This window comes from Lipingzhangella halophila (genome assembly GCF_014203805.1).
Taxonomy (GTDB): Bacteria; Actinomycetota; Actinomycetes; order Streptosporangiales; family Streptosporangiaceae; genus Lipingzhangella; species Lipingzhangella halophila.
In genome coordinates this window covers 278,858-303,068 of the sequence record NZ_JACHJT010000001.1, presented here as the reverse complement: position 1 = coordinate 303,068, position 24,211 = coordinate 278,858, and the positions used below count along the sequence as shown (strand labels likewise).

Below are 24,211 nucleotides of genomic sequence, written 5' to 3'. Positions count from 1 at the left end.
TCGGATCGTCCCACCCCGTGCCACCGCCGCCGCTCCGCCCCCGCTATCCGCGCACCGAGTGGCGCTCGACGGCCGCGAGCGCGCGCTCGGCGGCCGAGACGTGCAGCACCCAGAAGGTGCCCTTCCGCAGCGCCAACTGCTGGGACACCGGCGCGCCAAGCTGTTCGAGCGCGCCCCGCATCAGGTCGGACACCAGTTCACCGTGGGTGCACACAATGGTGGGGCTGCCCTCGTCCAGCAGCCTGCCGAACACGGCCCGCGCGCCCGCGTGGTCGAACACGCTCTCGGGATTGCCCGCCGGCGGCGCGGTGAGCGCGCGGTCGGTCCGGACCCTGGTGTCGTGCTCGACTGCGAACGGCAGCACGCTCTCGGTACAACGGGCCGCCGCGGAGGACACCACGCGCAGCGCTCCGTAGCTGGACAGGACCCGGGCAGCCGCCAGCGCGTCGGTGCGGCCCGCGTCGTTGAGCGGGCGGAGCAGGTCGTTTCCCTCCCAGGTGCGCTTCTCGCGCGCGGAGGCGTGCCGGAACAGCACCAGCGGAAACGTCTCGGCCGGGCCGCGGGCGAAGCTGTCCAGGACCTCGACGTCGTGCGGGTAGCTGAGCCGGGCGCGCGCCGTGGCCAGGGGCAGCCACTCCACGGCGTCGACCTCGTCGTTGGGGGTGAACGACGATTCCCCGCACGCGGTGGCGGCCCACCACTCCACCTGCTTGGGCCAGCCGTTGCGGAGGTAACGCTGCGGTGGCAGGCGGCGCCCCAGTACCGGCCTGTGCCCGGTCTCCTCGGTGACCTCGCGCGCCGCTGTGGTGAGCAGGTGCTCACCACGCTTCACCTTTCCCTTGGGCAGGGTCCAGTCCCCGCGGTGCGGGCGGTGGATGAGCGCCACCTCGTGCTGCGGGGCGGTGCCGCGCCAGAGCACGGCCCCCGCCGACCGGATGGGTTCCACGTAGCCGCCCGGTAGGACGGCCTGGGAGGGGGCGACGTCGGCGACCGCGGACTCCGTGCGCTCAGCCATCCACAGCTCGGAGGTGGCGGTCCCCGCGCAGCGTGTTCTGCACATCCAGCAAAGCCTCTCCTCCGGCGTCGTGCGTTGCGCGCGTCCACGTTCCCGACGGGCCGAGCCGCCATGAGGCTGTGGTGTCGGCCATGGCCAGGTCCATCAGCTCCACCAGTCGCCTTGTCTGGTCGGGGTCGGCCACCCGGACCAGCGCCTCAACCCGCCGGTCCAGGTTACGCGGCATGAGGTCCGCGCTGCCCAACCACACCCGGGGGTCCCCACTGTTCTCGAAGACCACGATGCGGGAGTGCTCCAGGAACCGGCCGAGGATGCTCCGCACCTGGATGGTCTCGGAGAGCCCGGGGATCCCGGGACGGAGCGCGCAGGCGCCGCGTACCCACAGGTCGATCGGTACGCCGACACGCGACGCCTCGTAGAGCGCGTCGATGATGTCCTCGTCGACCAGGGAGTTCACCTTGATCCGGATGCGCGCCGGCTCGGAGCGCGCCGCGTTGTCCATCTCCTGGTGGATCTGCGCCATGAGGTCCGAGCGCAGCCCGCCCGGCGCGACCGACAGCCGGCGGTAGTGGCTCTTCCGAGAGAAGCCCGTGAGGTGGTTGAACAGGTCGCTGAGGTCCTCGCCAACCTCGGGATCCGCGCTGAAAAGGCCGAAGTCCTCGTAAACCCGGGCAGTGGAGGAGTTGTAGTTCCCGGTGCCGATGTGGCCGTACCGGAGCAGCGTTCCGTCGCCCTCGCGGCGCACCACCAGGGCGAGCTTGCAGTGTGTCTTCAGCCCGACCACGCCGTAGACGACGTGGCAGCCGGCGTCCTCCAGCGTGCGCGCCCACTGGATGTTCTGCTGCTCGTCGAAGCGCGCCTTGAGCTCGACGAGCACCACGACTTCCTTGCCCGCTCGGGCCGCCTCGATCAGGGACCGCACGATCGGGGAGTCGCCGCTGGTGCGGTAGAGGGTCTGCTTGATCGCCACCACCCGGGGGTCGGCCGCCGCGAGCGCGAGGAACCGCTCCGTAGTCGCCACGAACGACTCGTAGGGGTGATGCACCAGCAGCTCGCGCTCGCGGATCAGCTCAAAGAGATCCTCGGTGCGCCCCTGCAGGTCTCGCGGCTCAACGGGCACCATGGGCGGGTACTTCAGCTCGGCCCGGTCCAGGTCGGCGATCTGGTCGAGCCCTGCGAGGCTCAGCGGCCCGGGGACCCGGAAGATCTCCCGCTCTTCCGCGCCCAGCTCGTGGCGCAGGATCCGCAGCACCGCATCGGAGATCGTCTCCTCCACTTCGAGCCGGACGAGCGGGCCGAAGCGGCGCCGCAGCAGCTCGTTCTCCAACGACTGGACGAGGTCGTCGGTCTCGTCCTCGTCCACCTCCAGATCGGCGTTGCGGGTGACCCGGAACGCGTGGTGTTCCAGCACCTCCATGCCCTCGAAGAGCTGCGCGAGGTGCGCCGCGATGACGTCCTCGACCGGTACGAAACGCTCGCCGCCCAGCTCGATGAACCGCGACAGCATCGGCGGCACCTTGACCCGGGCGAAGGTGTGCGGGCCGGCCTCGGGGTCGCTGACCGTGACCCCGAGGTTGAGTGAACGCCCCGAGATGTGCGGGAACGGGTGCGCCGGGTCCACGGCGAACGGCGTGAGGATCGGATAGATAGCGCACCGGAAGAACCGGCGCATGCGATGGCGCTCGGTGTCGTCGAGCTCGTCCCAGCGCACGATCCGGATTCCGGCCTCGGCCAGCGCCGGGGCCACCGAGTGGGCGAAGCACTCGGCGTGCCGCAGCATCAGCTCGTGCGTCACCTCGGCGACGCGCTCGAGCAGATCGCGGGGGTGATGCCCGCTCTGGGTGGCCACGGCCAGTCCGGTGGCCAGGCGGCGCTTCAGTCCGGCCACCCGGACCATGAAGAACTCGTCGAGGTTGCTGGCGAAGATCGCGAGGAACCGGACTCGCTCCAGCAGGGGGATTCCGGTGTCCTCGGCGAGCTCCAGTACCCGCTGGTTGAACCGCAGCCAGCCCTCCTCGCGGTCGAGGAAGCGGTCGGGGGGCATGTTGATGGCGCTCTCGGGGCGGTCAGGGTCGGCCCCTTGCCCTATGCGCACCGGTTCCACACTCACAGGCGCAGAATCCCTCATCCGTATGAACCAGTTGGGACCACGAGGCAACCGTGGTCTTACGGCCGTGTTGATCCCGTTTTGCGCTATTCATGGGGGATGGGGTGGCGGTACCCGCTCGCGGCGTACCCAAGACGGCTGCTCGACGCGATGGCCGGCGGGACCGGCACCGCGGGACGCGGTCAGGCAGCCGCCTCGGCCACCGGAAGCACGATAAAGGTGACGATTCCCATCTGCAACAGGACGTTGAGCCAGATGTTCCGGTAGCGCGACCACAGGTAGCCGTACAGCAGCGCGGCGGCCCCCTGCACGGCGATCGCGCCCGCCACCGCGCTCACGATCCCGTTGGGCATACTGCCGCCCACGAGACTCGCGAGCGCGTAGACCAGTGCCATCAGCACGATTCCGGGCCACCGCCCGAAGAGGATCTCCAACCGGGTCAGCAGGAATCCCTGGAAGAAGACCACCTCCAGCAACGCCGTCACGGTGTAGCCGATCGCCAGGGTCGCCACCAGGTCGTACTGCTCGGGAACCGACCCCAGCTCGGGCGGCTGCGCGGCCAGCGGGAACGGGACGACCAGCAGGTAGCCGGCCACCGGGACCAGCCCGGCCCACCGCCACCTCTCGGTGACCCGCGTGGCCAACCGGGGCAGGTCGGAGCCGCACGAGTCGGCCATGACCCCCGAGGAGCCGATCAGCATCAGCGGAATGAAGAGCAGGAACAGGACCTTCGCGGTGTGGTAGGAGAGAGGAGCGAGCGAGGGGTCGACCGCACCGAACATCGGGGTGAGTATGGTCTCGCCGGCGAGGAAGCCGAGTACGCAGGCCGTGAGGACCAGCGTCTCCCGCCCCACCGAGCGCCCGGCCATGGTGGCGCCCACTCGGTTGGCCAGCTCCTGCTCCGGCGGACGCGGCGGTACCCAGCGGATGAGCAGCAAACCCAGGACCACGGGCACCCAGAACCGCCAGATCTGGCTCGTCGCGTACCCCCCGGCGGCGGGGATCCGGGGCTCGTCGATGACGAACAGTAGTGCCACGGCGGCGGCGAAGACCGCGCCCCCCGCGCTGAGCACCCTACGGCGAACCGCCGTGCCTACCATGGCCCCCCTTCCCGGCGCAGGCACATGCGCCCGGCCCCTGGCGCGGTCGCTCCGGCACTGGAGGGAATGCCGTGACCGTATGAGCCGCAGGAGCCTTTCATGTCACTTTACCCACAAGAGGGAACTACCTGACCTTTTGCACAACTCAGTCCATGATGCGCACAGAGGGGGCGACGACCAGGGTGAGCATCGCCCCGCGCAGCAGGATGACCAGCCAGATGCTGCCGTACTGCGACCACACGTAACCCAGGAGCACACCGAGCGGCCCGTAGGTCAGGACCGCGGCTCCCAGCAGGTGCGGCGATCCCGTCGGGGCCAGGTCGACAATCTCGTTGTAGGGATCCATGAGCACGTGGACCAGGACGAACAGCAGCGAGGTCGCGGCGATCCCGCTCCAGCGGCCCGCCAGGAGCTCCAGCCGGGCCTGCAGCATGCCGCGGAAGAAGACCTCCTCGGGCACGCTGATGGCCACCACTGTGACCAGTGTCGCGAGCGCGAACGCGCCGGGCGCGGGCATGTGGGCGTCACGCACACCCACCGCCACCAACCCGACGCACACCGCGACGGGCAGCAGCCCGAGCCAGCGCCACGGTTCGTTCACCCGCAGCGCGAGCGCGGGCAAGGGCGCGGACGCTCCGACGCGGGTGATCCCCGCCCGGTCAATGAACAGGATCGGCAACACAAAAAGGAAGAGAACCCGCACCACCGGTACCGCCGTCACGTACGCCTGGGGCGGAAACGCCGCGTCCAGCAGGCGCGAGAGCACGACCGCCCCGGCAACGAAGCACAGCAGGAACAACAGCAGCCAGCACGTCTCCGCGCCGATCGGATGGTCCTCCAGGGCGGTCCTGACCCGGTTCGCCAACTCCTGCCGCTGCCGGCGTGTCACGATCACCCACGAAAGGGCGATCCCGGCGGCCGTGGGCAACCACACCGTCCACAGCGGATCCGCTCCGTGCCAGGTCGCCCGCACCAGCAGTGCCGGATCAGCGATAAGCGCGGCCGCCAGCGCCAGCGCGAAGGCGGCCAGGCTCGCCCAAAGCACCCATCGGAACGTGGTCGTCACCGGACTCTCCCCGAGATCGGAATCTCCAGTCTGACCGGGGAGTTACTTATTGCGTTCCAATGACCACGGTATGTCGCTAGCTTTTACTTGCTCGCTCCTCGGCCCGCTCAAGCGCGGCGAGCGCGGTCACCGCTCCCAGCTCCCAGCACGCCTCGCCCTCGGCGCGGCCGATCTCGCCGACCGCCGTGACGGGAGGACGGTGCCGGTTCCAGCCCATGCCCTTGGCGATGCCCTCAACAGCGCGCACGGCCCCGGCAGTGTCGCTGTTCCCATGCACGTACAGGGCGTACGGCAGGCCGGCGGTGTCGGTCAGGCACGGGTAGTACACGGTGTCGAAGAAGTGCTTCAGCGCACCGGACATGTATCCGATGTTCGCGGGTGTGCCGAGGATAACGGCATCCGCGGCGAGCAGGTCGGGCACCGTCGCCGCCAGTGCCGGGCTGGTGACGACCTCGACGTCCTCGATCTCGTCGTTGCGGGCCCCTTCCAGGACCGACTCAAGCATCGACTGGGTGGTCGGCGACGGGGTGTGGTGAACGATCAGCAGGCGTGCCATGGCTTCAGGGTGGCATGCCAGCCCGCGCCGGGAGTGCGGCAACGGGGCCGGGCCGGGGCGGGCCGTGGCAGTGGGGCCCCGAGCGCGGCGAGAGGGGTGCCAGCTTGCCGCCGAACGCACGGTGCACCATGCGCTCAGCGGCAAGCTGGCTCGCTCGCCGCGCTCGCTTCGCCCTATCGCCGCGACCCCCTCGGTGGGGGCGCTGGAACAGCCTTTCCGCGACCCGCGCCGGCGGGCAGGGCACGACCGCGCTCAGCCGGATTCCAGCACCGCGTGTAGGAACGACTTGGTGCGCTCCTCGCTCGGCTCGTCGAAGATCCGGGCGGGCGGACCGTCCTCCAGAATCTGCCCCTCGTCGAACATGAGCACGCGGTGCGACACGTCCTTGGCGAAGCCCATCTCGTGGGTCACCGCCAGCATGGTGATGTCGGTGGTCCGCGCGATCTCCCGCAGGACGTCGAGCACCTCCGCGACCAGCTCCGGGTCGAGCGCGGACGTCACCTCGTCCAACAGCAGGATCTCCGGGCGCATGGCCAGCGCGCGAGCGATCGCCACACGCTGCTGCTGACCGCCGGACAGCCTGGTCGGGTGCTCGTCGATCCGGTCTTTCAGCCCGACCATGTCCAGCAGCTCGGCGGCGCGCTCGTCGGCCTCCTCGCGCGACATGCCCAACGCGTGGACGGGGGCCTCGGTGATGTTCCGCCGCACGGTCATGTTGGGGAACAGGTTGAGCTGCTGGAAGACCATTCCGATTTTCTTGCGGATGGCCCGCTGGTGTTTCTGGTCGGCCGGCACCAGCTCGCCGTCCTTGTACATGTGACTCAACGGGTCGCCGTTGACCCAGATGACGCCGCCGTCGATCTGCTCCAGGGTCATCAGCAGCCGCAGGATCGTTGTCTTGCCCGACCCGCTGGGCCCGATGAGCGTCACGCGCTGACCGGGCAGCACGGTGAAGTCGAGCTCGCGCAGCACGACGTTGTCGCCGTAGCGCTTGACAACCTTGTCGAAGGAGATCAGGGGATGCTCCTCCGCGGGGCGTGCCTGGGGCACCTCGGCGGCGGGGTTCTGGTCATCAGACTGCGGCATAGCGTCGCTCCAGGAATCGGATACCGACCGCGGAGAGCGCACTCACGGCGATGAAGAGCACGCCGACCGCGGAGATTGTCTCTAGGTACTTGAAGTTCTCGCCGCCGAGCCGGTTGGCCTGGAACAGCAGCTCCGGCACGGTGATGGCGAACAGCAGGGGCGTGTCCTTGAACATCGCGATGAGGTAGTTGCCCAGGGCGGGGATGACCCGGCGGATCGCCTGCGGCAGGATCACCGCCGCCCAGGTGCGGCGGCTCGGCAGGTTCAACGCCCGGGCGGCCTCCCACTGGCCCTTCGGCACGCCGTCGAGCCCGGAGCGGTACACCTCCGCCGTGTAGGCGGCGTAGTGCACGCCGAGGGCGATGACGCCCGCCGTCAGCGGGCTGAGCGAGATGCCGATCGTCGGCAGCACGTAGAACACGAAGAAGAGCTGCACCAGCAGCGGTGTGCTCCGGATGAACTCCATGACCCAGAAGACCGTCGTGGCGAGCACCCGCGGCGCGTCCCTGCGGATCATGGCGACCAGCAGCCCGAGCACCAGCGCGAGCACGTAGCCCAACGCGGTCGCCAGGACCGTGTACTGCAGTCCGGTCAGCAGGTCCGGCATGGCCTGACCGACGAATCCCCAGTCGAACATCACGCCTCACCGCCCCTCGCCGAGCCGGCCGCCGCGGAAGCCGCCTTCTTGCGCACCGGCTTGTCCGGCACGCGGCCGAGGCGCCGGTTGGCACGGCGCTCCGCCAGGCGCATGAGGAACTGGAACACCTGGGCGAGGATGAAGTACATGACAAGCGCGCCGAGGAAGGCCAGCACCGTTTGACCGGTGAAGGTGCGCATCTGCTGGGCCACGAAGGTCAGGTCCGACACCGAGATCAGCGAGACAACGGCGCTGCCCTTCATCAGCTCGATGATCAGGTTGCCGAACGTCGGGAGCATCTGCGCCCACGCCTGGGGCAGGATCACCAGGCGCATGCGCTGCACCGGCTCGAAGTTGAGCGCGATCGTGGCCTCGTACTGCCCCCGCGGGACCGCCTTGATCGCGCCGCGCACGTTCTCGGCGCCGTACGCGCCGACGTTCAGACCCAGCGCCAGGATGGCCGCGAGCACCGGCTCCATCCGGTACCCGATCAACAGCGGCATCGCGTAGAACAACCAGAACATCAGGACCAGTGCCGCGACCCCGCGGAACACCTCCACGTAGACCGTGGCGACCACCCGGGCGAGCGCACTGCGCATCGAACCGATGATGCCGACGACCATCGAGAGCACGAACGCGAGCGCGCAGCCGCCGACCGTGATCATCAGCGTGTACCAGGCGCCGTTGAGATAGATCGGTAGTGAATCGGTGAAGAATGCCATCGACGCTCCCAGGGCTCAGCCTTCGCACAGTTCCGCGGCCGTCAGGTCACCGGGGAGTTCACCGGCGGAAAAGCCGAACGGCTTGAGGATCTCCAGGAGCCGACCGCTGTCCTTGAACTCCTCCAGCTTCTCGTTGAAGGCTTCGCGCAGTTCGTCGTCCTCCTGCCGGATGGCGTACCCGCCACCGCTGATCTCCTCCTCCCCGTCGATGACGGGGAAGAAGGGCTCGGTCACCTGGTAGGGGCCCCCACGCACGTCGAGCATCCACCGCAACGAGATCGCGGTGAGCGCCACCGCGTCGATGCGACCGGTCTCCAGCAGCTCGAAGGCGCTCGACGTGTCGGGCGCGGTCTGCACCTGGCTCCCGGGGATCCCGATCGTCTCGGCCGTGTTCTGCTCGATGGTGGCGTTCATGACGCCAAGGGTGAGATCGGGGTTGTCGACGAAAGCGTGGAACTGCTCGATCCCCTCGGGGTTGCCTTCGGGAACGAGGAAGGCCGTGCGACTCAGGTACTCCGGGTTGGTGAAGTCGACCTCCGCGCAGCGCTCCGGAGTGATGGCCATGCCGGCGGAGACCATGTCGAACTGGCCGCCGACCAGCCCCGGGATCAGCCCGTCGAACTGGACCGGAACGCCCCGGAGGTCATCGATGCCGAACTCGGCGAAGATCGCCCTGGCCAGCTCGGGGGACTCACCGGTGAGCTCACCGGTTTCCAGGTCGATGTAGCCGTAGGGGGCCTCGTTGGCGAACCCGACGTTGACATAGCCCTGGCTCTGGATGCGGTCCATGGTGTTGCCGGTACCGACCCGGGAACACCCGCCCAACAGCGCGGGCCCCGCCACCGCGGCGAGCCCGGCACCGCCCATCCCTGCCAGGAAACGGCGCCGGTCGACACCGCTCCCTCTGATTTTCCTCATGGGTACTCCTCGAGGAACCAGCACGGCGCTCCCTCCGAAGCGGAGGGAGCGCCGCGGGTGAAGTGCGGGGTTCAGTTGTGCCCACAGTGGTACCCCAGGTCAGGCCCCTTTTATGCGCGCCGTTCCCGGCCGCGCTGAGGTGCTGCGGCACCCCTGGTGCACACACCATGTCCGGTGCGTGCCCCGGATGCCGCCGCGCCAAATCCGGCGGCAAAGGGCGTTACCCATTGGTTACTCTCGCGGTCCGCCCATGGCGATCGGGGCACGCACCGGCGCCGGCCCGCCGGAGGCCCGGTGTCAGCGCACCGGCGTGAAGTCCCGCGCGGCGATGAACGCCGGGCGGCGGCCGGGAGCGGCGTAGGGTTTCGTACAGGCGTTGTGCACGCTGTTGAACACAACGAAGATGTTCGACCGCGGGAACGGCGTGATGTTGCCTCCCGAGCCGTGCATGCAGTTGGAGTCGAACATCGTGGCGCCGCCGGCGGCTCCGGTCAGCACGTCGATACCGTGCTTCTCCGCGAGGATGGACAGGCTGCTCTGGTCGGGCGTCCCGATCTCCTGCTTGCGCAGCGACTCGCGGTAGTGGTCCTCGGGCGTCTGGCCCGTGCAGGACACGAACGTCCGGTGCGATCCCGGCATGATCATCAGGGCACCGTTGTGCACGTAGTTGTCGGTGAGCGCGATGGAGATGCTCACGGCACGCATCCGGGGCATACCGTCCTCGGCGTGCCAGGTCTCGAAGTCCGAGTGCCAGAAGAAGTCCCCGCCGCCGAAGCCGGGCTTGTAGTTGACCCGGCTCTGGTGCACGTAGACGTCGGAGCCCAGGATCTGGCGTGCCCGGCCGACCACGCGCGGATCGCGCACCAGGTCGGCGAAGACATCGCTGATCTTGTGCACCTCGAAGACGGAGCGGACCTCATCGAGGGACGGCTCGACGACGACCCGCTCGTCGGACCTCAGTTGCGGCTCCTCGCTGAGGCGCCGCAGCTCATCGCGGTATACCTGCACCTCGTCCGCGCTGATAAGGGACTCGAACTGCAGATAACCGGCGTCGTCGTACCGGTCCAGGCTCTTCTGGTCGATGGGGCCGTCGTCTCTCTCGCCCCAGACCACTGGGTCCCGGCGGTAGAGCAGTGCCGGGGTGCTGTCCTTTCGGGTCGGGTAGTCGTCCATGGTCGGCTGCTCGAAATCAGTCGTCAACGTACTCATGGCTATACCCCGTGGGGATTCGCTCCTTTCCGCTCTCGACATCCCCCGCGGCGCCTCGCCTGGCTCACCTGGTCCGGAGGACCAGGGGCCGCTACCCTGACGAAACGGGCGGGACACGGCGTACCGTGCCCCGCCCGCGAAAAACTAGCTGGACGCCGCGGCCTCCACGTCGTCTTCGGAGAGCAGCGGATACACGCCGTTCTCGTCGTGCACCTCGCGCCCGGTCACCGGCGGGTTGAAGACGCACAGCACACGGAAGTCCGTCTTCGGCCGGACAATGTGATGCTCGTGCCCATCAAGGAGGTACAGCGTGCCCGGCGTGATCACGTGGGTCTCGCCGGTCTCCTCGTTGACCACCTCGGCCTCACCCTCGATGCAGTGCACCAACTCGATGTGGTTGGCGTACCACATGCGCGTCTCGGTTCCGGCGTACAGCACGGTCTCGTGGAACGAGAAGCCGACGCCTTCCTTGGCCAGAACAATCCGGCGGCTGCGCCAGGTGGGGGTCTGGATGTCACGCTCGGTGCCGTCGATCTCATCCAGGCTGCGAACGATCACGGGTGCTCCTCTGCTACTCGGTCATAACACTGCGGAACGACGGGTTCCGTGGAGGTCTGAACCCGCACCACCGTTCCTAATAGTGCAAACACCCCCTGTTTATCAGGCCGGTTGAGCCACCTTGACCGCCGCGCGGGTCGCCTCGGCGATGATGTCGAGCCCCTGCTCCAGTTCCTGCTCGGTCGCGGTGAGCGGCGGGAGCAGCTTGACAACTTCGTCCTCCGGGCCGGAGGTCTCCAGCAGCAGCCCGCGCTCGAAAGCTTCCCTGCTCACCTCGTTGGCGAGGTCTTCCCGCTCGAAGGCGAGCCCGCGGGCCATACCCCGGCCCCGGACCTGCGCACCGGCGTCGGCGTGCTCCTCGGCGATGGCGCTCAGCCGCGCCTCGATGAGTTCGCCCTTGGCGACGGTGGCCTTCTGCAGCTCGTCGTCGCGCCAGAACGTGTTGAGCGCGGCGGTGCCGGTGACAAAAGCAGGGTTGGGGCCGCGGAAGGTTCCGTTGTGCTCACCGGGTTCCCAGACGTCCAGCTCCCGCTTGAACAGGGTCAGCGCCATCGGGTTCCCGTAACCGCTGATCGACTTCGAGAGGGTGACGATGTCCGGCTTGATGCCGGCCTCCTCGAAGCTGAAGAACGGTCCGGTACGGCCGCAGCCCATCTGGATGTCATCCACGATCAGCAACAGCTCGTACTCCTCGCAGAGCTCGGCGAGGCCACGCAGCCATTCGGCGCTGGCCACGTTGATTCCGCCCTCGCCCTGCACGGTCTCCACGATGACCGCGGCCGGCCGGTCCAACCCGCTTCCGCTGTCCTCCAGGAGACTGCGCAGCCACAGGAAGTCCGGGGTCTGGCCGTCCATGTAGTTGTCGAACGGCATGGTCGCCGCGTGGCTCAGCGGCACTCCGGCGCCGCCGCGCTTCATCGAGTTTCCGGTTACGGCGAGCGCGCCCAGCGTCATGCCGTGGAAACCCTTGGTGAAGCTGACGATGGTCTCGCGGCCGGTGTACTTACGGGCGAGCTTCAGCGCGGCCTCGACCGCGTTGTTTCCGGCGGGGCCGGGGAACTGGACCTTGTAGTCCAGGCCACGCGGCTCCAGGATGGTCTCGCTGAACGTCTGCAGGAAGTCCCGTTTCGCGGTGCTGTAGGCGTCCAGGCTGTGCACGATCGAGTCGCTCATGAGGTACTCGATCAGTTTGGATTTCAGCTCCGGGTGGTTGTGTCCGTAGTTGAGTGAGCCGGCACCCGCGAAGAAGTCGAGGTAAGGACGTCCCGACTCGTCGTAGATGTAGCTGCCCCGCGCCTCGTTGAAGACGACCGGCCAGCTACGGCAATAGCTGCGGACTTCGGACTCGAGGCGGTCGAAGATCTCCATCGTGTGTTCCTTGGTTCCTTTCCCCAGGTTCGTGGGCTCTTGGCTTTGACGACGGGGTGGTCAGGATCGGATATGCGTTCGAACGCCGCGGGTCAGCGCAGCGGTCCGATCCGCACGAGCTCCTCGGGCTCGTGGCCATCGGTTCCTTCGTGCGGGAAATGGTCGTGTTCGAACAGGGGTTCCCACTCCAGGGGCGCGTCGCGGTCTCGTGCGAACGAGGCGAACAGCGCGCGGGAAGCGGCGTTGTCCGGGGTGACCGTGGCCTCCAGATGGGTGACGCCGTTCGCGACAATGCGGTCCCCGATGTGGTCCAGCATCCGGCGGGCCAGCCGCCTTCCCTGGAAGTCCGGGTCGACCGCGACCTGCCAGAGGAAGTACGTGCCCGGACTGTCCGGCCGCAGAAACCCGGTGACGAATCCGCGTAGCTCACCCCGGGAGTCGTGGGCGGCGACGGATGTCTGGGCGAAGTCCCTGCACCACAGCAAGTAGGCGTACGGAGAGTTCAGGTCAAGCCCCGCGGCGCCGGCGAGCCGCCACAAGTGCCGGCCGTCGTCCAACGACGGCGGCGCCAGGCGCACGTCGCCGGCTCCCACGCCGTCCGTGACTACTGTCGGGTGATCCCCGGCTGCGGGTCGGTCGCGGGTCTTGGGGTTCGTATGTTCATGGGGCACGTCGATCGAACATAGCGAACGTTCTTGAGCAGCGCGTTCGGCGCGAACACCGCGAATGTTTCACATAGGTTTCGCGGGGTAGGACTTGTTCATTTAGCACCGGACGTCACCTACAGTGTCGACGGCACCGGGCCGGGTCAGTGCTCGCGCGACCGCCATACACGCCTTACTCACCAGCGTTTTCGGGACGGTTCCCGGGGACTCGTGCGGGCGCCGGCGGGACGCCGCGCGGGGGCCGCGCCACTCTTCCTCGAACCAAACATAGAGGGGTTCGCGGCGAATTTTAATCGTGCGTTAAGTCACACGAATTCGGGTGAATCCTCGCGACAGACCGCTACGGGTGAAGGACCCGCACCGCGAGGCCACGCCCCGGACCTCGGCCCCTCTCTCGGCAGAGCCCGGCCGGCGCCGCTCGCACCGCCTCTCCGGACTCCCCCGGATCGCCCCGAAAGCGCCGTTCACCTCTTGAAATGCCACCCATAATCTTGCAGACTTTGTGTAGTACGACATCCGGTAGTACTACAATCGGTCGCATCGCGGCGAAGCTCCTGCACCCGCACCGACAGCCTTCGCGCGAGGTCCCATAGACCGGCGAGCCGCGCCGGTGGGACAAGGGACACGAGCCAGGGAACGGGAGGCGCCTGGTGAACCGCCTGTATCACGAGAGCGAAGACTGGGTCGAGCAGGGCGCGTGCCGCCAGTACGACCCGGAGCTGTTCTTCCCGGTGAGCACCACCGGCCCGGGCCGGCACGACGCCGAGCTCGCCAAAGCCATATGTCAGACGTGCACCGTGCGCCAAGAGTGCCTGCGGTGGGCCCTGCGCGCCGGTGAGCCCCATGGGGTTTGGGGTGGGACCACCCCCGAGGAACGCCGCTACATGCGCCGGGACCTCGTCCCCGCCGGCTGAGGCGCAAACCGCGGGGCGGGCCGAGGCCACCGGCCCCCGCTTGTTCGTCCGGTGCGCGGTGCGTGCGCGCGGCGCATCACGGCCCCGGGTGGGCGCCGCTACCGGCCCCCGCACGGCAGTGTCGCGCCCGTCGTCCCGCCGGCCGCGCTGACGCCTTCCGCGTACCGGCCAGCGCCAGCGGGCACAGGCCGCGATCGGCCACGGGCACCCTGGGGGGACATCCGTACACGGACGTGCGAGCGTCAGAGAATCGTAGGGACACGTCCGAGCCGAAAGGGCAGCTATGCAGACCCCACCCGCGGTACGCCGCTCCGTCGTCCTGATTCCCGCCACCACCGCCGCGCTGCTGCTGGGACTCGCCGCGGCGCCCGCGGCTCTCGCGCACAACACCCTCATCAGTTCCTCCCCCGAGGATGGCGAGACCCTCGACAGTGCCCCCGAGGAGGTCACGCTCACGTTCAGTGATGAGGTCCAGAGCGGAGACGGCACCGCCGGGGGGACACAGGACGACGGCGCCGCCTCCGAGGGGTCGGAGGGTTCCGCCAACGCCATCGTCGTCACGGGCCCCGGTGGGGAGACCTACGAGGAGGGCGAAGTCCGGGTCGACGGCGACACAGCCTCGATCGGCCTGGGTCCGCTCGAAGCCGCGGGGGAGCACACCATCGCCTACCGCGTCGTCTCCGCCGACGGCCACCCGGTCGAGGACGAGCTCACGTTCACCCTCAGCCAGGACGGTGCCGCCGTACAGTCCGGGGCCGGTGCGGGCGACGAGGCAGACGGCAATGGCGGCGGTGAGGACGCGGGCGACGCCGCCGCGGACGATTCGGACGCGGATCAGGACGGGAGCGCCGCGCCGGCCAACCTGATGTCCACCTACGGCCCGATAGGCGGCGTGGTCGTGGCCATCGCGCTCGTGGCGATGATCATCATCCTGATCGTGCGGATGCGCAACCGCCCGGAGCAGGGAGGATATGACACGTAGGGCAGGTTGGCCGCAGGGCCGGAGGCCCCGCTGCCACCGGCCCGTGGTCCCCGAGTGAGCCCCGGGTCCACGGGCTGCCCCGTCTGGAGCGCCCTGGGGGCACGTGGCCGGCGGCTCAGACCCGACGGGCGATGATGATGCTGATGTTGTCGCGGCCGCCGCCCTCCATGGCCGCCTGCCAGAGCGCGTGCACCGCGGCCTCGTCGCTGCCGGCCTCGGCGATGATGCGCTCCATCTCCTCGGTGGACACCAGGTCCGAGAGGCCGTCGCTGCACATGATCCAGGCCGACGGATCCGGTTCGGTGTCCTTGCCAACGTGCGGCGCCATTGCGGTGCTGCCGCTGCCCCCGAGCGACTGGGTGATGAAGTTCGTCGTGACCGGCTTGCCGTCGTCCGACGGCGGGAGGGGCGGTGAGTCGTCCTCGGAAAGCTGGCGAAGCTGACTGCCCTCGATACGGTACGTGCGGGAGTCACCGACGTTGAACCAGTAGTTCGCGTCGGGCACGAGCAGCATCCCCGCCACGGTCGTTCCCATACCGGAGAACTCCGCGTGCTGGGTCGCGTGGTCCTTGATCTCCTCGTCGACATTCTTCAGCAGAATGTCGACGTCGTCGGGACTGGCGAGCCGCGAACTCATCTCGGCCATGCGGTGCACGGCATGCTCGGAGGCGATCTCACCTGCGGCGTGCCCACCGAGCCCGTCGGCGACCGCGATGATCACCGGCTCGCTCAGCGGCAGAACGGAGCGCACCGGCATCGTCATATTTGCGCTGGCGACGGTAAGCGCTCCCATGACCACGGCGTCCTCGTTGGCTGGACGTACAGCACCCCGGTGCGTGAGGGCCGTGACCGTGACTTCCCCACCAGCGACACCCATACGCCCTACCTCCTGTCTTGTCGGCATGCCTGCCGCGCGGTCCCCAACCACGCCTCTTTTGGACGTTAGCCGAGGCGCGGTGATCATGTAACCGTATCGGGGGACAGCTGATCGTGGTCAAAATCCGCGTACATAATGACGGAAAACGCACTGGTACGCAGTTCTGCGCGGTCGACCACCAACGGATCGTCCGTTTCCGGCCGCGTACTGAGAGTGTGTTCCGGTCAACCGCCTACGAGGCGGGTCGTCAGACACGTACCCGCTCGGCACTGGCGAGGCTAACGTACTCCGCCGCGACAGCCGCGGCGTCGGCATGCTCCGCAGCGACACCGCCGACCCGGATACGGCGCTCCCGGAGCGCCGCGGCGAGGGGCGCGGGCAGGGGCGCCGCGCCGGCCGTGGCTGCCGCGGGACCGGGGCCGGGCGACCCGGCTCGGGGCTCCGGCGCGGGCACGATCACCGATGCGCCCGCGACCATGAACACCCGGGCCGCCTGAACCAGCCAGGCCGTGCTGTCCACCGGCCCGTCCCGCTCGGCCGCGGCGTTCGCGCAGACGACCAGAGTGTCGATGGCACCGAACTCCAGAGCCGTGTGCGCGACCGCCTCGCGGCACCCGCCCTCGGTGTCGAGGTCGCAATGGATGGCGAGGGTGCGGGCGCCGATCGCCCCCAGAAGCCGCGTCGTGGCGAGCAGGGCGTCTTGCTGGCCCTGGTGGTCGAGCGGCCACGCGCCGGGAAGACCCGCACGCCCCGTGCGGTCGGCGACAGCGACAGCGGCACCCTCCTTGGCGAGCGCGACCGCGGCGATCCGGCCGGAACCGGCACCGTCCATGACTCCGCCGACGACCAGGGCGCGCTGCCCGTTCAGCCGGCCGCTGCCCGCGTAACCGGGAACCGGGTCCCCGACCACGAACACACCGCTGTCCGCGTCGGGTGAACGCCGGAGCTGACGGCCGCCCGCGGCCGAGCTCCACCCGAGGTCTCCCCACCTCTTCTCAGTCATCTTTGCCGACCGTGCCCCGAGCGCGGTGCGCCAAACCCACGAGGAACTCCGGCTACACGGCGCCTCTCGCGTTGACGCACGCGACAGCGGCCGTTGTCGGCCCTATCAGGGGTCTGGCAGAATTGGCAGCTGATGGGTGTCTAAGACGCAGACACACCTGCCTTCGCGCGCTCGCGCCCGGCGGCTCTCCCGCCCGGATCTGCGACGCGAGCGCCGCATGTGCCTCGTACTCGAACGGCCAAAGGTGTGGTCCTGTTGCGTCTGCGCACGCCCCGCTTCCCATCCCCCATCCCCCATCCCCCATCCCCCCTCTCATGGTTTCGCCGAACCCGCCCGCCGAGGCTGTATCAGGCATGCCCGCCCTTGCCTGATCCCGCGGCGGGCGCACACGTTCCGTGCCCTTTCGGGCCGCCGTCCCACCTTGAGGAGTCCTACGTGAAGATTGCCCTGGTCGCCGAGCACGCCAGCCCCCTAGCAGCACACAAAGGTGAGCCGACCTGCGGTGCGAGCCTGCACACCACGCAGCTGTCGCGGCACCTGGCCACACTCGGACACCGCGTTACCGTGTACTCGCGCGGCAACGCTCCAGGGTTGGAGAAACGCTGCCGCATCGGGCGGGGCGTCACCGTCGAACATCTCGCCGCCGGACCGGAACGCGCGCTGCACGAGCACGAGGCCGCCGAGCACACGGGGGCCTTCGCGCACGGGCTGGCGGCGCGCCTCGAGGAGGACACCCCCGATGTCATCAACGGGTTCGGGTGGACGAGTGGCCTCGCTGCGCTGTCCGCGGTCCGCACCGCCAAACGGTTGGGTACCAGGCCGCCGATCGTGCACACGTTCCACTCGCTGAACGCCTCCGAGCAGCGTGCCGCGCTGCCCGAACGTCCCGACCGGGCACGTATGGAGGCCGCGATCGCCGGACGGGTCGGGCGCATTGTGGTTACCTCCGCGGACCAGCGGTTCGAGCTCGCGCGGCTGGGCATCCCGCGGCAGCGCGTCAGCGTTGTGCCCTACGGCGTTGACCCCGACCACTTCACCGTCGAGGGCGGTACGGCCACCGAACCGTGGCTGCCCCGAAAGGAGGGCCGGCACCGGGTCATCGCGGTGACCGGGCTCGGCTCGGAAGGCTGCGCCGATGTGCTGATCGACGTGGCGACCAGGCTGCCCGAGATCGAGCTGCTGATCGTGGCGGGCCCCGCCGCGGTGGAGCTCCCGCTCGACGACGACGCGCGGCGCCTGGAGCTGCTGGCCAAGGAGGCCGGGGTAGACGACCGGGTCACCCTGGCTGGCCCCACCGACCGCAAGGAGCTGCCGCGGCTCCTGCGGTCGGCCGACACCTACGTCTCCGCCGCCAGCTACGACCCCTACGGCGGCGCCGTCCTGGAGGCGATGGCGTGCGGACTGCCGGTGGTGGCCACGGCCACCGGCGGGCTCACCGACGCGGTGCTCGACGGCACCACCGGTGTACTACTGCGCACCGGCCGGCCTGGGGCGATCGCCCGTGCCCTGCGCGGCCTGATCCTGGAACCCACCATGCGCCACGCGCACGGCATCGCCGGCGCTGACCGCGCCCGGTCCAGGTTCACCTGGCACAGGGTGGCCAACGAGACCGCACAGGTGTACCAGCGTGCCCTGTCCAACGTGACCGAGATCCCCATTACGGCAGACGATGGTGCACACTGGTCCGGATAGGTGCGCCGACCGCGTCACGAACCCGCTGAATTTCAGTCCTGGCCGGCAGGACGCCCGGGGTGATGTCATGACGTCATGTGCGAAGCCCGACGACACCGGTTCCGAGGGGTTCGAGCATTACGGCGTATTCTTCGATTCTCCCCATGAGCTGCGCGAGCTGGTCGTACCGCGGGTTCGTGCCGCTCTCACCGATGGTGGCCACGTCACGGTCGCGGTGCGCCCCCTGCACGAGGAGACGATCCGCTCCGCGCTCGGCGGCCAGAGCGCGGAGCTCGACTTCACCAGCCGCGCGGACCTCTACGACGCGCCCGGCCGCACCCTGGCCGCACTGCACCGTCTGGCCCTCGCGCACCCCACGCGGCGCGTCACTGTTGTGGCGGAGCCGGTACTGCCCACGGACGCGCCGGTGGGACTGCGCGAGTGGCACCGCCTCGACTCGGTCCTCGACTCGGCTCTCGCGGGCAGCCGGATGAGCCTGCTGTGCCTGCACGACAGCCGGCACCTTCCGGCGCGGGCCCGCGGGATCGCGCGCAGCACACATCCGCTGCTGGTGGCGCCCAACGGGGTGCGAACCAGCCCGGACTACCTGGACCCGGCCACGTTCAGCGCGCCGGACGTCGCGCGCACCCTGCCCGCGCCCACCGGAACGGTGCGCACACTCGACGTCCATCCAGACCTTCCCGTACTGCGTGACGAAGTCACGGCGCTGGCCGACACCACGGGTATCCCCGAGGAGCGTGCCGGCGACCTGGTACTCGCGGTGAACGAGCTCGCCGCCAACGTCCTGGAGCACGGCGCGGGCAAGGGGACGATCTCACTGTGGCGCTCCGCCGGGTGGATCGTCTGCGACGTCTTCGACGAAAGGGGCAGCCTCACCGACCCGCTCAGCGGGTACCGCCCCACGGACCCCCGCGACACCCGCGGCTACGGCCTGTGGATCAGCCGCCAGATGTGCGACTTCATGGAGATCAGCGGTGGAAACCACGGTTCACTGATCCGGATGCACTTCCGCCCGGACTAGAGACCGCCGGGGGCGCGAGCACTGGTGCTGGCGGGTGGCGGTTCCGCGTCCAACGAGAGCAGCAAGGGCGGTGCATGGTCCGGGCGGGCGGTGATCGGTGCGGGTGCCCGGTGGTGGCGCGCCCAACGAGAGCAGCGACGACAGCGGATGGGCCAGCCCGCAGTGGTCGGTGCGGGTGCCCGATAGTGACGCACCCAACGAGAGCAGCGACAACGACACATAGCCCGGGGGCGCTGCCTGGGTGTCGCCCGGCACGGGCCCCGTCCGATTCTTGTGCCGATCTTGAGGATTCCGTTCCTTCATCGCGCTACCAAGGAACGGAATCCTCAAGATCGGCGCCCAGATCGCCCACAATCCGGACATAGCGGGCACGTGGGGGCTCATGCGGCACCGAACCTGACCGTGCGGACATGGTCAGCGCCGAGAACGACTCCACGGACACCCTCGCGACGCGCCCCGCCGGACGGGAACGCTGACGCCCGCAAAGAGACGGTTCCCGCAGAGCCGTCGGACCTTCGCCGCCCCCGTTACGTGCCGCACCACCGGGCACGCGCCACCGGACCGTACCTAACCTCCATGGTCAGGACACCTGGACCGCCGGTCTTGCGCGCGTCACGCCACCACGGCCTCCACAGCGTGCCCTGTGTCGTCGTCGATGGTGATCACCTGGTCGATCCCGGCGATCACGAACAGGCGGTGCACCGTACGCTGCGGGGCGGAGACGGCCAGGCCGATGCCGAGATCGCGGGCCTGCCGGTACGCGGCGACGAGTACCCCGATGCAGCGGGAGTCGCAGAAGGTGACCCCCGAGAAGTCGATCACCACCCCGCGCCAGGGGCGGTCGGGCGTCAGGACCCGGTCGAGCGCGGCGGCGAGGTCGGGAGACGTGATCGCATCCAGTTCGCCCGCGGGGACGACCACGATCACATCGCCTTCAGTCCGGATCGGAATATCGGACGTCACGCTCACGCTCCTCGTTGCCTACGCCTCCGATGACGCCGAGCCCTGCTCGCCCATGCGCTCGCGTTCCACGCCGCTACCCTAGCGCCAACGGCCGGAGCTCAAACAGGTTCCGTGCGAACCCGTCACCACACCGATACCGCGCGTGTCCGCGCACTGCGCCGCGCAGTGTGCCCGGAGGCCGGAGTCACCGCCTGGTTGGGGCCGTACTCGCGGCGTGCTCCTCGACGAGCCTGCGAGCAACCTCCGCCACCTTCACCCGGTTCCGCTGGGCTACCTGGCGCAACTGCTCGAACGCCTGCACGGCGTCGCAGCCGCGGGCGTGCATGATGATCCCCTTCGCCTGGTCGATGATGGCCCGGGCGTTCATGGCGCGGCGCATGTGCGCGGCCTCGCGCGCCACGTCGGTGTAGCGCCCAGCGCTGTGCAGCGCCATTGCGGCGTGCTCGGCCAGCAGGGCGACCACCGGGCTCAGGGCGGTGGCGTCGAACGCGTCGGCCCGCCCGGCGTGCACGCCGAACGTCAGGACCGCCCCGTCGAGCTCGCACGGGAACGTCACCGAGGACCGGTCGCCGCTCTGCACCCCCATGCTGGTGTACCGGGGCCAGCGGTCCTCGCGCAGCACATCACCGACGGTCACCGGGGCCATCTCGCGGACCGCCTGCACTGTCGGCCCCTCGTCGGTCGTGTACTGGTGCTCGAAGGCGGTGGCCAGGTCGGAGTGCGAGGCGCCGTAGTCGACCACGACCTGCCGGCCGGCGACCTCGGCGGTGTGCACGTCACCGGGAACGACATCGCGCCAGATCACCACCAGGGCCGCGGAGCAGCCGGGGACGCCACGAGCGGCGGCAATGCTCATCTGGTCCAGAGCGCGCTCAGGGGAGCCGCCCTCGGCCTGCCCGTGCGCGCCGATCTCGCGGGCGAGGCGTTCGACCCACATAGACGCGCCTCCCTGTCCTGCCCCACACTCCCGCCGCAGTCGTGCGCGCCCACGCGGATGGCGGCACCGCGGCCTGGCTCCACGGTAGCCTTCGTCTGCGATCACCACGCCATGGGCTAGCGTCGATACCAGGGCGGACGCCGAGACGTCTGGAGTCACAAAGGGTGCCGGAGAACGTACCCGACCTGCCGCGCGAGGTCGCCGAACTGAGCGACCGGATCGCGGCGCTGCGAAGCACGCACGCGATGTACCCGAACGACGCCGCGGGAACGGCCGAGGCCGCGCTCGCCGAACTCGGCTTCGCCGAGCAGCTCCTACGCGACCGCGAGCAGCGGCTCACCGCCCCGGAAACAAGCGCGCCGCGGCGCTCCGGGAACGACGACGAGCGAGCGATCCTCCGCGCGGTCTTCACCGAGCTGAGCGTGCCGGTTGTGCTTCTCGACAACGCGGGCTATATCCGCCGGATCAACACCATGGGGGCCGAGCGGCTGGGCAGCGCGAGCGGGTACCTCACCGGCAAGCCGTTCTCCAACTTCGTCGACCTGCGCCGGCGTGCGGCGATGCGGTCGTGGCTGGCCTCCGTCCTGCGGAGCGGCGAGCCCGCGTCCTTCGAGTCACGGCTGGCCCAGCGCGGGTGGGCCGAGGACGTCCACCTGACGCTGACCAAGCTGGAGGTGCCGACCGAGGCCGAGCCGATGGTGCTGATCGCGATGTCGCCACCGCTGCACAGCGACGCCGACGAGGGACCCGCCCCGTTGGAACCCGAGGTGGAGGACCAGGTCGTCGTTCTTGCGGCGCGCCGGCTCGACGTCCTGACACGGATGACCCGGCTGCTGCTGCGCAGCGCCGGCCCCGGCGGCGCCGGACAGCCGCTCGCGCTGGACGAGGCGGCCGGGCTGCTCGCCGACTCCTACGCTGACTGGGTGCTCCTGGACGTCTGCGACCTGCCAAGTGACGCCGAGCGCGCGCGGCGCGCGGTAGTCGCCGGCCCCCGGCACGGCACGCTGCTGGAGTCGCTGGATCCGCAACGTTCCGAAGTTCCACGCGACGTCCTGGCCACCGGAAAGTCGGTGCTGCACCAGCTCATCGAGGACGAGAGCATCCTTGGCCGGGCCCAGGACGGTGCGCCGCTGCTCAGCGCGCTCGGCGCGGGCTCGCTGCTGTGTGTCCCGCTGCGCGGCAGCCGCGGGGTGCGCGGCGCACTGACGCTGATCCGGCGGAGCAACCGGGGCACGTTCCGGCTCGCCGACCTCGGGCTGATCGAGGAGATCGGTGAACACATCGGCCTGGCCCTGCCACCCCGGCACACGGGCTGCTGACGGCGCTCAGCCGCGCGGCGGCCCGTGTGGGCCGTACGGACCATACGGGCCGTACTGGCCATATGGGCCCGAGCCTCCATAGGAGCCGGGCGGCTGGCCCGGGTAGGGCGGCGCCGGGTGGGATTGCGGGTACGGGTAGGGCTGCTGGACAGGTGGCCACGGCGGCGGGTTCGGGCCTTGTGCGTACAGCGGCCCGTGGCCGGGGGGCGGCCCACTCGCCGGCGCGGCCGGGCGACGCGCCCGCAGCAGCTCCACCAGGTTGTACCCGGCGATAACAAGAAGTACGGCCAGCGTCACCCAGAACCCGTAGCGCGTGCCGCCCGCGATCTCGTTTCCGGCCCAACCGGCCTGCTCCTCGATCCGGTCGTCCAGCCCGATGAGCACGACGACCTCGTTGACCGCGAACAGCGCCGCGGCACCGCAGGAAGCGCTGAGTCCGGCCAGCGCACGGGCGCGCACGGACTGCAGGATGGTGCAGAGTACCAGCCCGGTGAGGAGGGTCAGGATTCCGATGAGCATCAGGATGTGGGCGCCGACGCGTTCGTCCTCCGACCAGCCGGAGGAGCCCGCCAGGTCGCGCAGCGTGTCCGAGGACGCCGCCGAGCCGCTGACCGAGGGCTGCCCGTTCACTGCCAGGTCCCAGCCGCTGGCCTGAACCCGCAGCGTCCCCAGCCCGGTCTCGCACGACACCCCGACGAACGGCAGGAACAGGCAGAGCAGCACCAGGAGCAGTCCGGACGGGCTGATCAGCTTCCGGGCCCAGGAGACCTCGGGCGGCTGCGGATCCGTCGTCATCTCAGCGCTCCTCCTGCGCGCGAGGGAGCCGCGGCCCACCACCGGGGTGGACGCCGCGCCCCCTACACCGGGCCATGGATGGCCTCAACGAGCGTGGTCAGTTGCGCCACCGAACGGTCGAGGTCGCGGACCGCCTCGACGGTCTCGCTGTCGCTGTCGCGGCTGTCGGTGACCACCCGCTCGCGGAGCATCGCGAGGTTGGCGTTGATCTCCGCGGTGCGCTGCGAAAGCTGCCCGGCCACCGACACCGTCGGGGCGCCCGAGGTCGCACCGAGGTCGCGCCGCAGCATGCGCTACTGGTCCCGCAACTGCTGCTTGGTGTGGTACAGGTCAACGAAGACCTCGACCTTCGACCGCAGCACCCAGGGATCGAACGGCTTTGTCAGGTAGTCGATCGCCCGGGACGCGTACCCCCGGAACACCTGGTGGCGATCGATCCCGGCGCCCGTCAGGAAGATGATCGGGACGTCCTTGGTCTTCTCGCGCTGCTTGATGTGGGCAGCGGTCTCGAACCCGTCCATTCCCGGCATGACGACGTCGAGGAGGATCACCGCGAAGTCCCCTTCGAGGAGGGCCTTGAGTGCTGCCTCGCCCGAGTTGGCCCGCACCAGATTCTGATCAAGGGAGGTGAGGATCGCCTCCAGGGCCGTGAGATTCTCGTCGCGGTCGTCCACGAGGAGGATGTTCGCCTTGTGGGGCAC

General features: G+C 69.5%; 24 protein-coding genes and 1 pseudogene. 6 read left to right on the top strand and 19 right to left on the bottom strand.

From position 1 onward, the window contains the following. Positions 1–43: 43 nt before the first annotated feature. The 13 genes from F4561_RS01470 to ectA all read right to left on the bottom strand — a co-directional run bounded on the left by F4561_RS01470 (position 44) and on the right by ectA (position 13,013). Entirely contained in the window at positions 44–1,015 is a 972-nt protein-coding gene (locus tag F4561_RS01470; protein WP_184574015.1) for an NUDIX hydrolase, read from the bottom strand. After that, positions 1,008–3,119 (bottom strand): RNA degradosome polyphosphate kinase, encoded by a 2,112-nt coding sequence (locus F4561_RS01465; RefSeq protein WP_312885566.1) that lies wholly within the window; start codon positions 3,117–3,119, stop codon positions 1,008–1,010. The genes F4561_RS01470 and F4561_RS01465 overlap by 8 nt, the downstream gene beginning before the upstream one ends. Before the next feature lie 185 nt (positions 3,120–3,304). Next, the gene (locus tag F4561_RS01460) at positions 3,305–4,222 is read right to left on the bottom strand and encodes a type II CAAX endopeptidase family protein (RefSeq protein ID WP_184574011.1); all 918 of its coding nucleotides are present in this window, start codon (positions 4,220–4,222) and stop codon (positions 3,305–3,307) included. A gap of 145 nt (positions 4,223–4,367) precedes the next feature. Further along, a complete protein-coding gene (locus tag F4561_RS33540) occupies positions 4,368–5,288 on the bottom strand; it encodes a CPBP family intramembrane glutamic endopeptidase (RefSeq protein ID WP_184573992.1) in 921 nt (306 codons plus the stop codon). A gap of 76 nt (positions 5,289–5,364) precedes the next feature. Further along, positions 5,365–5,844: a flavodoxin family protein gene (locus F4561_RS01450; RefSeq protein ID WP_184573990.1), complete on the bottom strand. Its 480-nt coding sequence runs from the start codon at positions 5,842–5,844 to the stop codon at positions 5,365–5,367. Between the two features lie 252 nt (positions 5,845–6,096). Next, entirely contained in the window at positions 6,097–6,930 is an 834-nt protein-coding gene (gene ehuA / locus F4561_RS01445; protein ID WP_184573988.1) for an ectoine/hydroxyectoine ABC transporter ATP-binding protein EhuA, read from the bottom strand. Then, positions 6,917–7,567, bottom strand: a complete 651-nt coding sequence (gene ehuD, locus F4561_RS01440; RefSeq protein ID WP_221445325.1) for an ectoine/hydroxyectoine ABC transporter permease subunit EhuD — start codon at positions 7,565–7,567, stop codon at positions 6,917–6,919. The genes ehuA and ehuD overlap by 14 nt, the downstream gene beginning before the upstream one ends. Next, positions 7,567–8,289, bottom strand: coding sequence for an ectoine/hydroxyectoine ABC transporter permease subunit EhuC (ehuC, locus tag F4561_RS01435; RefSeq protein WP_184573984.1), 723 nt, complete (start codon positions 8,287–8,289; stop codon positions 7,567–7,569). The genes ehuD and ehuC overlap by 1 nt, the downstream gene beginning before the upstream one ends. Before the next feature lie 15 nt (positions 8,290–8,304). Continuing rightward, entirely contained in the window at positions 8,305–9,207 is a 903-nt protein-coding gene (gene ehuB / locus F4561_RS01430; protein ID WP_184573982.1) for an ectoine/hydroxyectoine ABC transporter substrate-binding protein EhuB, read from the bottom strand. Between the two features lie 297 nt (positions 9,208–9,504). Then, positions 9,505–10,416 carry an ectoine hydroxylase gene (gene thpD / locus F4561_RS01425; RefSeq protein WP_184573980.1) on the bottom strand — a complete coding sequence of 304 codons (912 nt, stop codon included), beginning with the start codon at positions 10,414–10,416 and terminating at the stop codon, positions 9,505–9,507. Positions 10,417–10,560: 144 nt separating this feature from the next. After that, positions 10,561–10,974, bottom strand: coding sequence for an ectoine synthase (locus tag F4561_RS01420; protein WP_184573978.1), 414 nt, complete (start codon positions 10,972–10,974; stop codon positions 10,561–10,563). A 102-nt stretch (positions 10,975–11,076) separates the two neighbouring features. Beyond that, positions 11,077–12,342: a diaminobutyrate--2-oxoglutarate transaminase gene (gene ectB, locus F4561_RS01415; RefSeq protein WP_184573976.1), complete on the bottom strand. Its 1,266-nt coding sequence runs from the start codon at positions 12,340–12,342 to the stop codon at positions 11,077–11,079. A gap of 92 nt (positions 12,343–12,434) precedes the next feature. Next, on the bottom strand, positions 12,435–13,013 hold the full coding sequence (ectA, locus tag F4561_RS01410; RefSeq protein WP_312885089.1) for a diaminobutyrate acetyltransferase: 579 nt from the start codon (positions 13,011–13,013) through the stop codon (positions 12,435–12,437). A 644-nt stretch (positions 13,014–13,657) separates the two neighbouring features. On the opposite strand from ectA, the gene F4561_RS01405 reads away from it, so the two are divergent. Together F4561_RS01405 and F4561_RS01400 are read left to right on the top strand one after the other, a co-directional pair. Continuing rightward, positions 13,658–13,921 carry a WhiB family transcriptional regulator gene (locus F4561_RS01405; RefSeq protein ID WP_184573974.1) on the top strand — a complete coding sequence of 88 codons (264 nt, stop codon included), beginning with the start codon at positions 13,658–13,660 and terminating at the stop codon, positions 13,919–13,921. 283 nt (positions 13,922–14,204) lie between these two features. Beyond that, positions 14,205–14,903 carry a copper resistance CopC family protein gene (locus F4561_RS01400; protein ID WP_184573972.1) on the top strand — a complete coding sequence of 233 codons (699 nt, stop codon included), beginning with the start codon at positions 14,205–14,207 and terminating at the stop codon, positions 14,901–14,903. Between the two features lie 115 nt (positions 14,904–15,018). Here the strand turns inward: F4561_RS01400 and F4561_RS01395 are convergent, their stop codons facing one another. Together F4561_RS01395 and F4561_RS01390 are read right to left on the bottom strand one after the other, a co-directional pair. Continuing rightward, complete coding sequence (locus F4561_RS01395) at positions 15,019–15,780, bottom strand: PP2C family protein-serine/threonine phosphatase (RefSeq protein ID WP_184573970.1); 762 nt, start codon at positions 15,778–15,780, stop codon at positions 15,019–15,021. A 247-nt stretch (positions 15,781–16,027) separates the two neighbouring features. Then, entirely contained in the window at positions 16,028–16,783 is a 756-nt protein-coding gene (locus tag F4561_RS01390) for a Rossmann-fold NAD(P)-binding domain-containing protein (RefSeq protein WP_184573968.1), read from the bottom strand. 435 nt (positions 16,784–17,218) lie between these two features. Between F4561_RS01390 and F4561_RS01385 the strand changes: the two genes are divergently transcribed. From F4561_RS01385 to F4561_RS33055, 3 genes are all read left to right on the top strand, one after another. Then, entirely contained in the window at positions 17,219–18,475 is a 1,257-nt protein-coding gene (locus tag F4561_RS01385; RefSeq protein ID WP_184573966.1) for a glycosyltransferase, read from the top strand. A gap of 67 nt (positions 18,476–18,542) precedes the next feature. Then, positions 18,543–19,496, top strand: a complete 954-nt coding sequence (locus F4561_RS01380) for an anti-sigma factor RsbA family regulatory protein (RefSeq protein ID WP_184573964.1) — start codon at positions 18,543–18,545, stop codon at positions 19,494–19,496. 97 nt (positions 19,497–19,593) lie between these two features. Then, complete coding sequence (locus F4561_RS33055) at positions 19,594–19,719, top strand: hypothetical protein (protein WP_281384006.1); 126 nt, start codon at positions 19,594–19,596, stop codon at positions 19,717–19,719. A 389-nt stretch (positions 19,720–20,108) separates the two neighbouring features. Here F4561_RS33055 and F4561_RS01375 read toward each other — a convergent pair whose 3' ends face one another. Both F4561_RS01375 and F4561_RS01370 read right to left on the bottom strand, forming a co-directional pair. After that, complete coding sequence (locus tag F4561_RS01375; protein WP_184573962.1) at positions 20,109–20,459, bottom strand: STAS domain-containing protein; 351 nt, start codon at positions 20,457–20,459, stop codon at positions 20,109–20,111. Between the two features lie 184 nt (positions 20,460–20,643). Further along, complete coding sequence (locus F4561_RS01370; protein WP_184573960.1) at positions 20,644–21,396, bottom strand: GAF and ANTAR domain-containing protein; 753 nt, start codon at positions 21,394–21,396, stop codon at positions 20,644–20,646. Positions 21,397–21,560: 164 nt separating this feature from the next. Between F4561_RS01370 and F4561_RS01365 the strand changes: the two genes are divergently transcribed. Next, positions 21,561–22,715, top strand: a complete 1,155-nt coding sequence (locus F4561_RS01365; protein WP_184573958.1) for a GAF domain-containing protein — start codon at positions 21,561–21,563, stop codon at positions 22,713–22,715. Positions 22,716–22,721: 6 nt separating this feature from the next. On the opposite strand, the gene F4561_RS01360 is transcribed toward F4561_RS01365, so the two are convergent. Together F4561_RS01360 and F4561_RS01355 are read right to left on the bottom strand one after the other, a co-directional pair. After that, positions 22,722–23,510, bottom strand: a complete 789-nt coding sequence (locus F4561_RS01360) for a hypothetical protein (protein ID WP_184573956.1) — start codon at positions 23,508–23,510, stop codon at positions 22,722–22,724. Between the two features lie 62 nt (positions 23,511–23,572). Next, positions 23,573–24,211 (bottom strand): annotated as a pseudogene (locus tag F4561_RS01355) (response regulator).

What these genes read in the sequence shown, in the direction of transcription:
- F4561_RS01470 (WP_184574015.1), bottom strand. Translation starts at nt 1,015, where the DNA reads ATGGCTGAGCGCACGGAGTCCGCGGTCGCCGACGTCGCCCCCTCCCAG.
- F4561_RS01460 (WP_184574011.1), bottom strand. Translation starts at nt 4,222, where the DNA reads ATGGTAGGCACGGCGGTTCGCCGTAGGGTGCTCAGCGCGGGGGGCGCG.
- F4561_RS01450 (WP_184573990.1), bottom strand. Translation starts at nt 5,844, where the DNA reads ATGGCACGCCTGCTGATCGTTCACCACACCCCGTCGCCGACCACCCAG.
- ehuA (WP_184573988.1), bottom strand. Translation starts at nt 6,930, where the DNA reads ATGCCGCAGTCTGATGACCAGAACCCCGCCGCCGAGGTGCCCCAGGCA.
- ehuD (WP_221445325.1), bottom strand. Translation starts at nt 7,567, where the DNA reads ATGTTCGACTGGGGATTCGTCGGTCAGGCCATGCCGGACCTGCTGACC.
- ehuC (WP_184573984.1), bottom strand. Translation starts at nt 8,289, where the DNA reads ATGGCATTCTTCACCGATTCACTACCGATCTATCTCAACGGCGCCTGG.
- ehuB (WP_184573982.1), bottom strand. Translation starts at nt 9,207, where the DNA reads ATGAGGAAAATCAGAGGGAGCGGTGTCGACCGGCGCCGTTTCCTGGCA.
- thpD (WP_184573980.1), bottom strand. Translation starts at nt 10,416, where the DNA reads ATGAGTACGTTGACGACTGATTTCGAGCAGCCGACCATGGACGACTAC.
- ectB (WP_184573976.1), bottom strand. Translation starts at nt 12,342, where the DNA reads ATGGAGATCTTCGACCGCCTCGAGTCCGAAGTCCGCAGCTATTGCCGT.
- F4561_RS01400 (WP_184573972.1), top strand. Translation starts at nt 14,205, where the DNA reads ATGCAGACCCCACCCGCGGTACGCCGCTCCGTCGTCCTGATTCCCGCC.
- F4561_RS01395 (WP_184573970.1), bottom strand. Translation starts at nt 15,780, where the DNA reads ATGGGTGTCGCTGGTGGGGAAGTCACGGTCACGGCCCTCACGCACCGG.
- F4561_RS01390 (WP_184573968.1), bottom strand. Translation starts at nt 16,783, where the DNA reads ATGACTGAGAAGAGGTGGGGAGACCTCGGGTGGAGCTCGGCCGCGGGC.
- F4561_RS01380 (WP_184573964.1), top strand. Translation starts at nt 18,543, where the DNA reads ATGACGTCATGTGCGAAGCCCGACGACACCGGTTCCGAGGGGTTCGAG.
- F4561_RS01370 (WP_184573960.1), bottom strand. Translation starts at nt 21,396, where the DNA reads ATGTGGGTCGAACGCCTCGCCCGCGAGATCGGCGCGCACGGGCAGGCC.
- F4561_RS01360 (WP_184573956.1), bottom strand. Translation starts at nt 23,510, where the DNA reads ATGACGACGGATCCGCAGCCGCCCGAGGTCTCCTGGGCCCGGAAGCTG.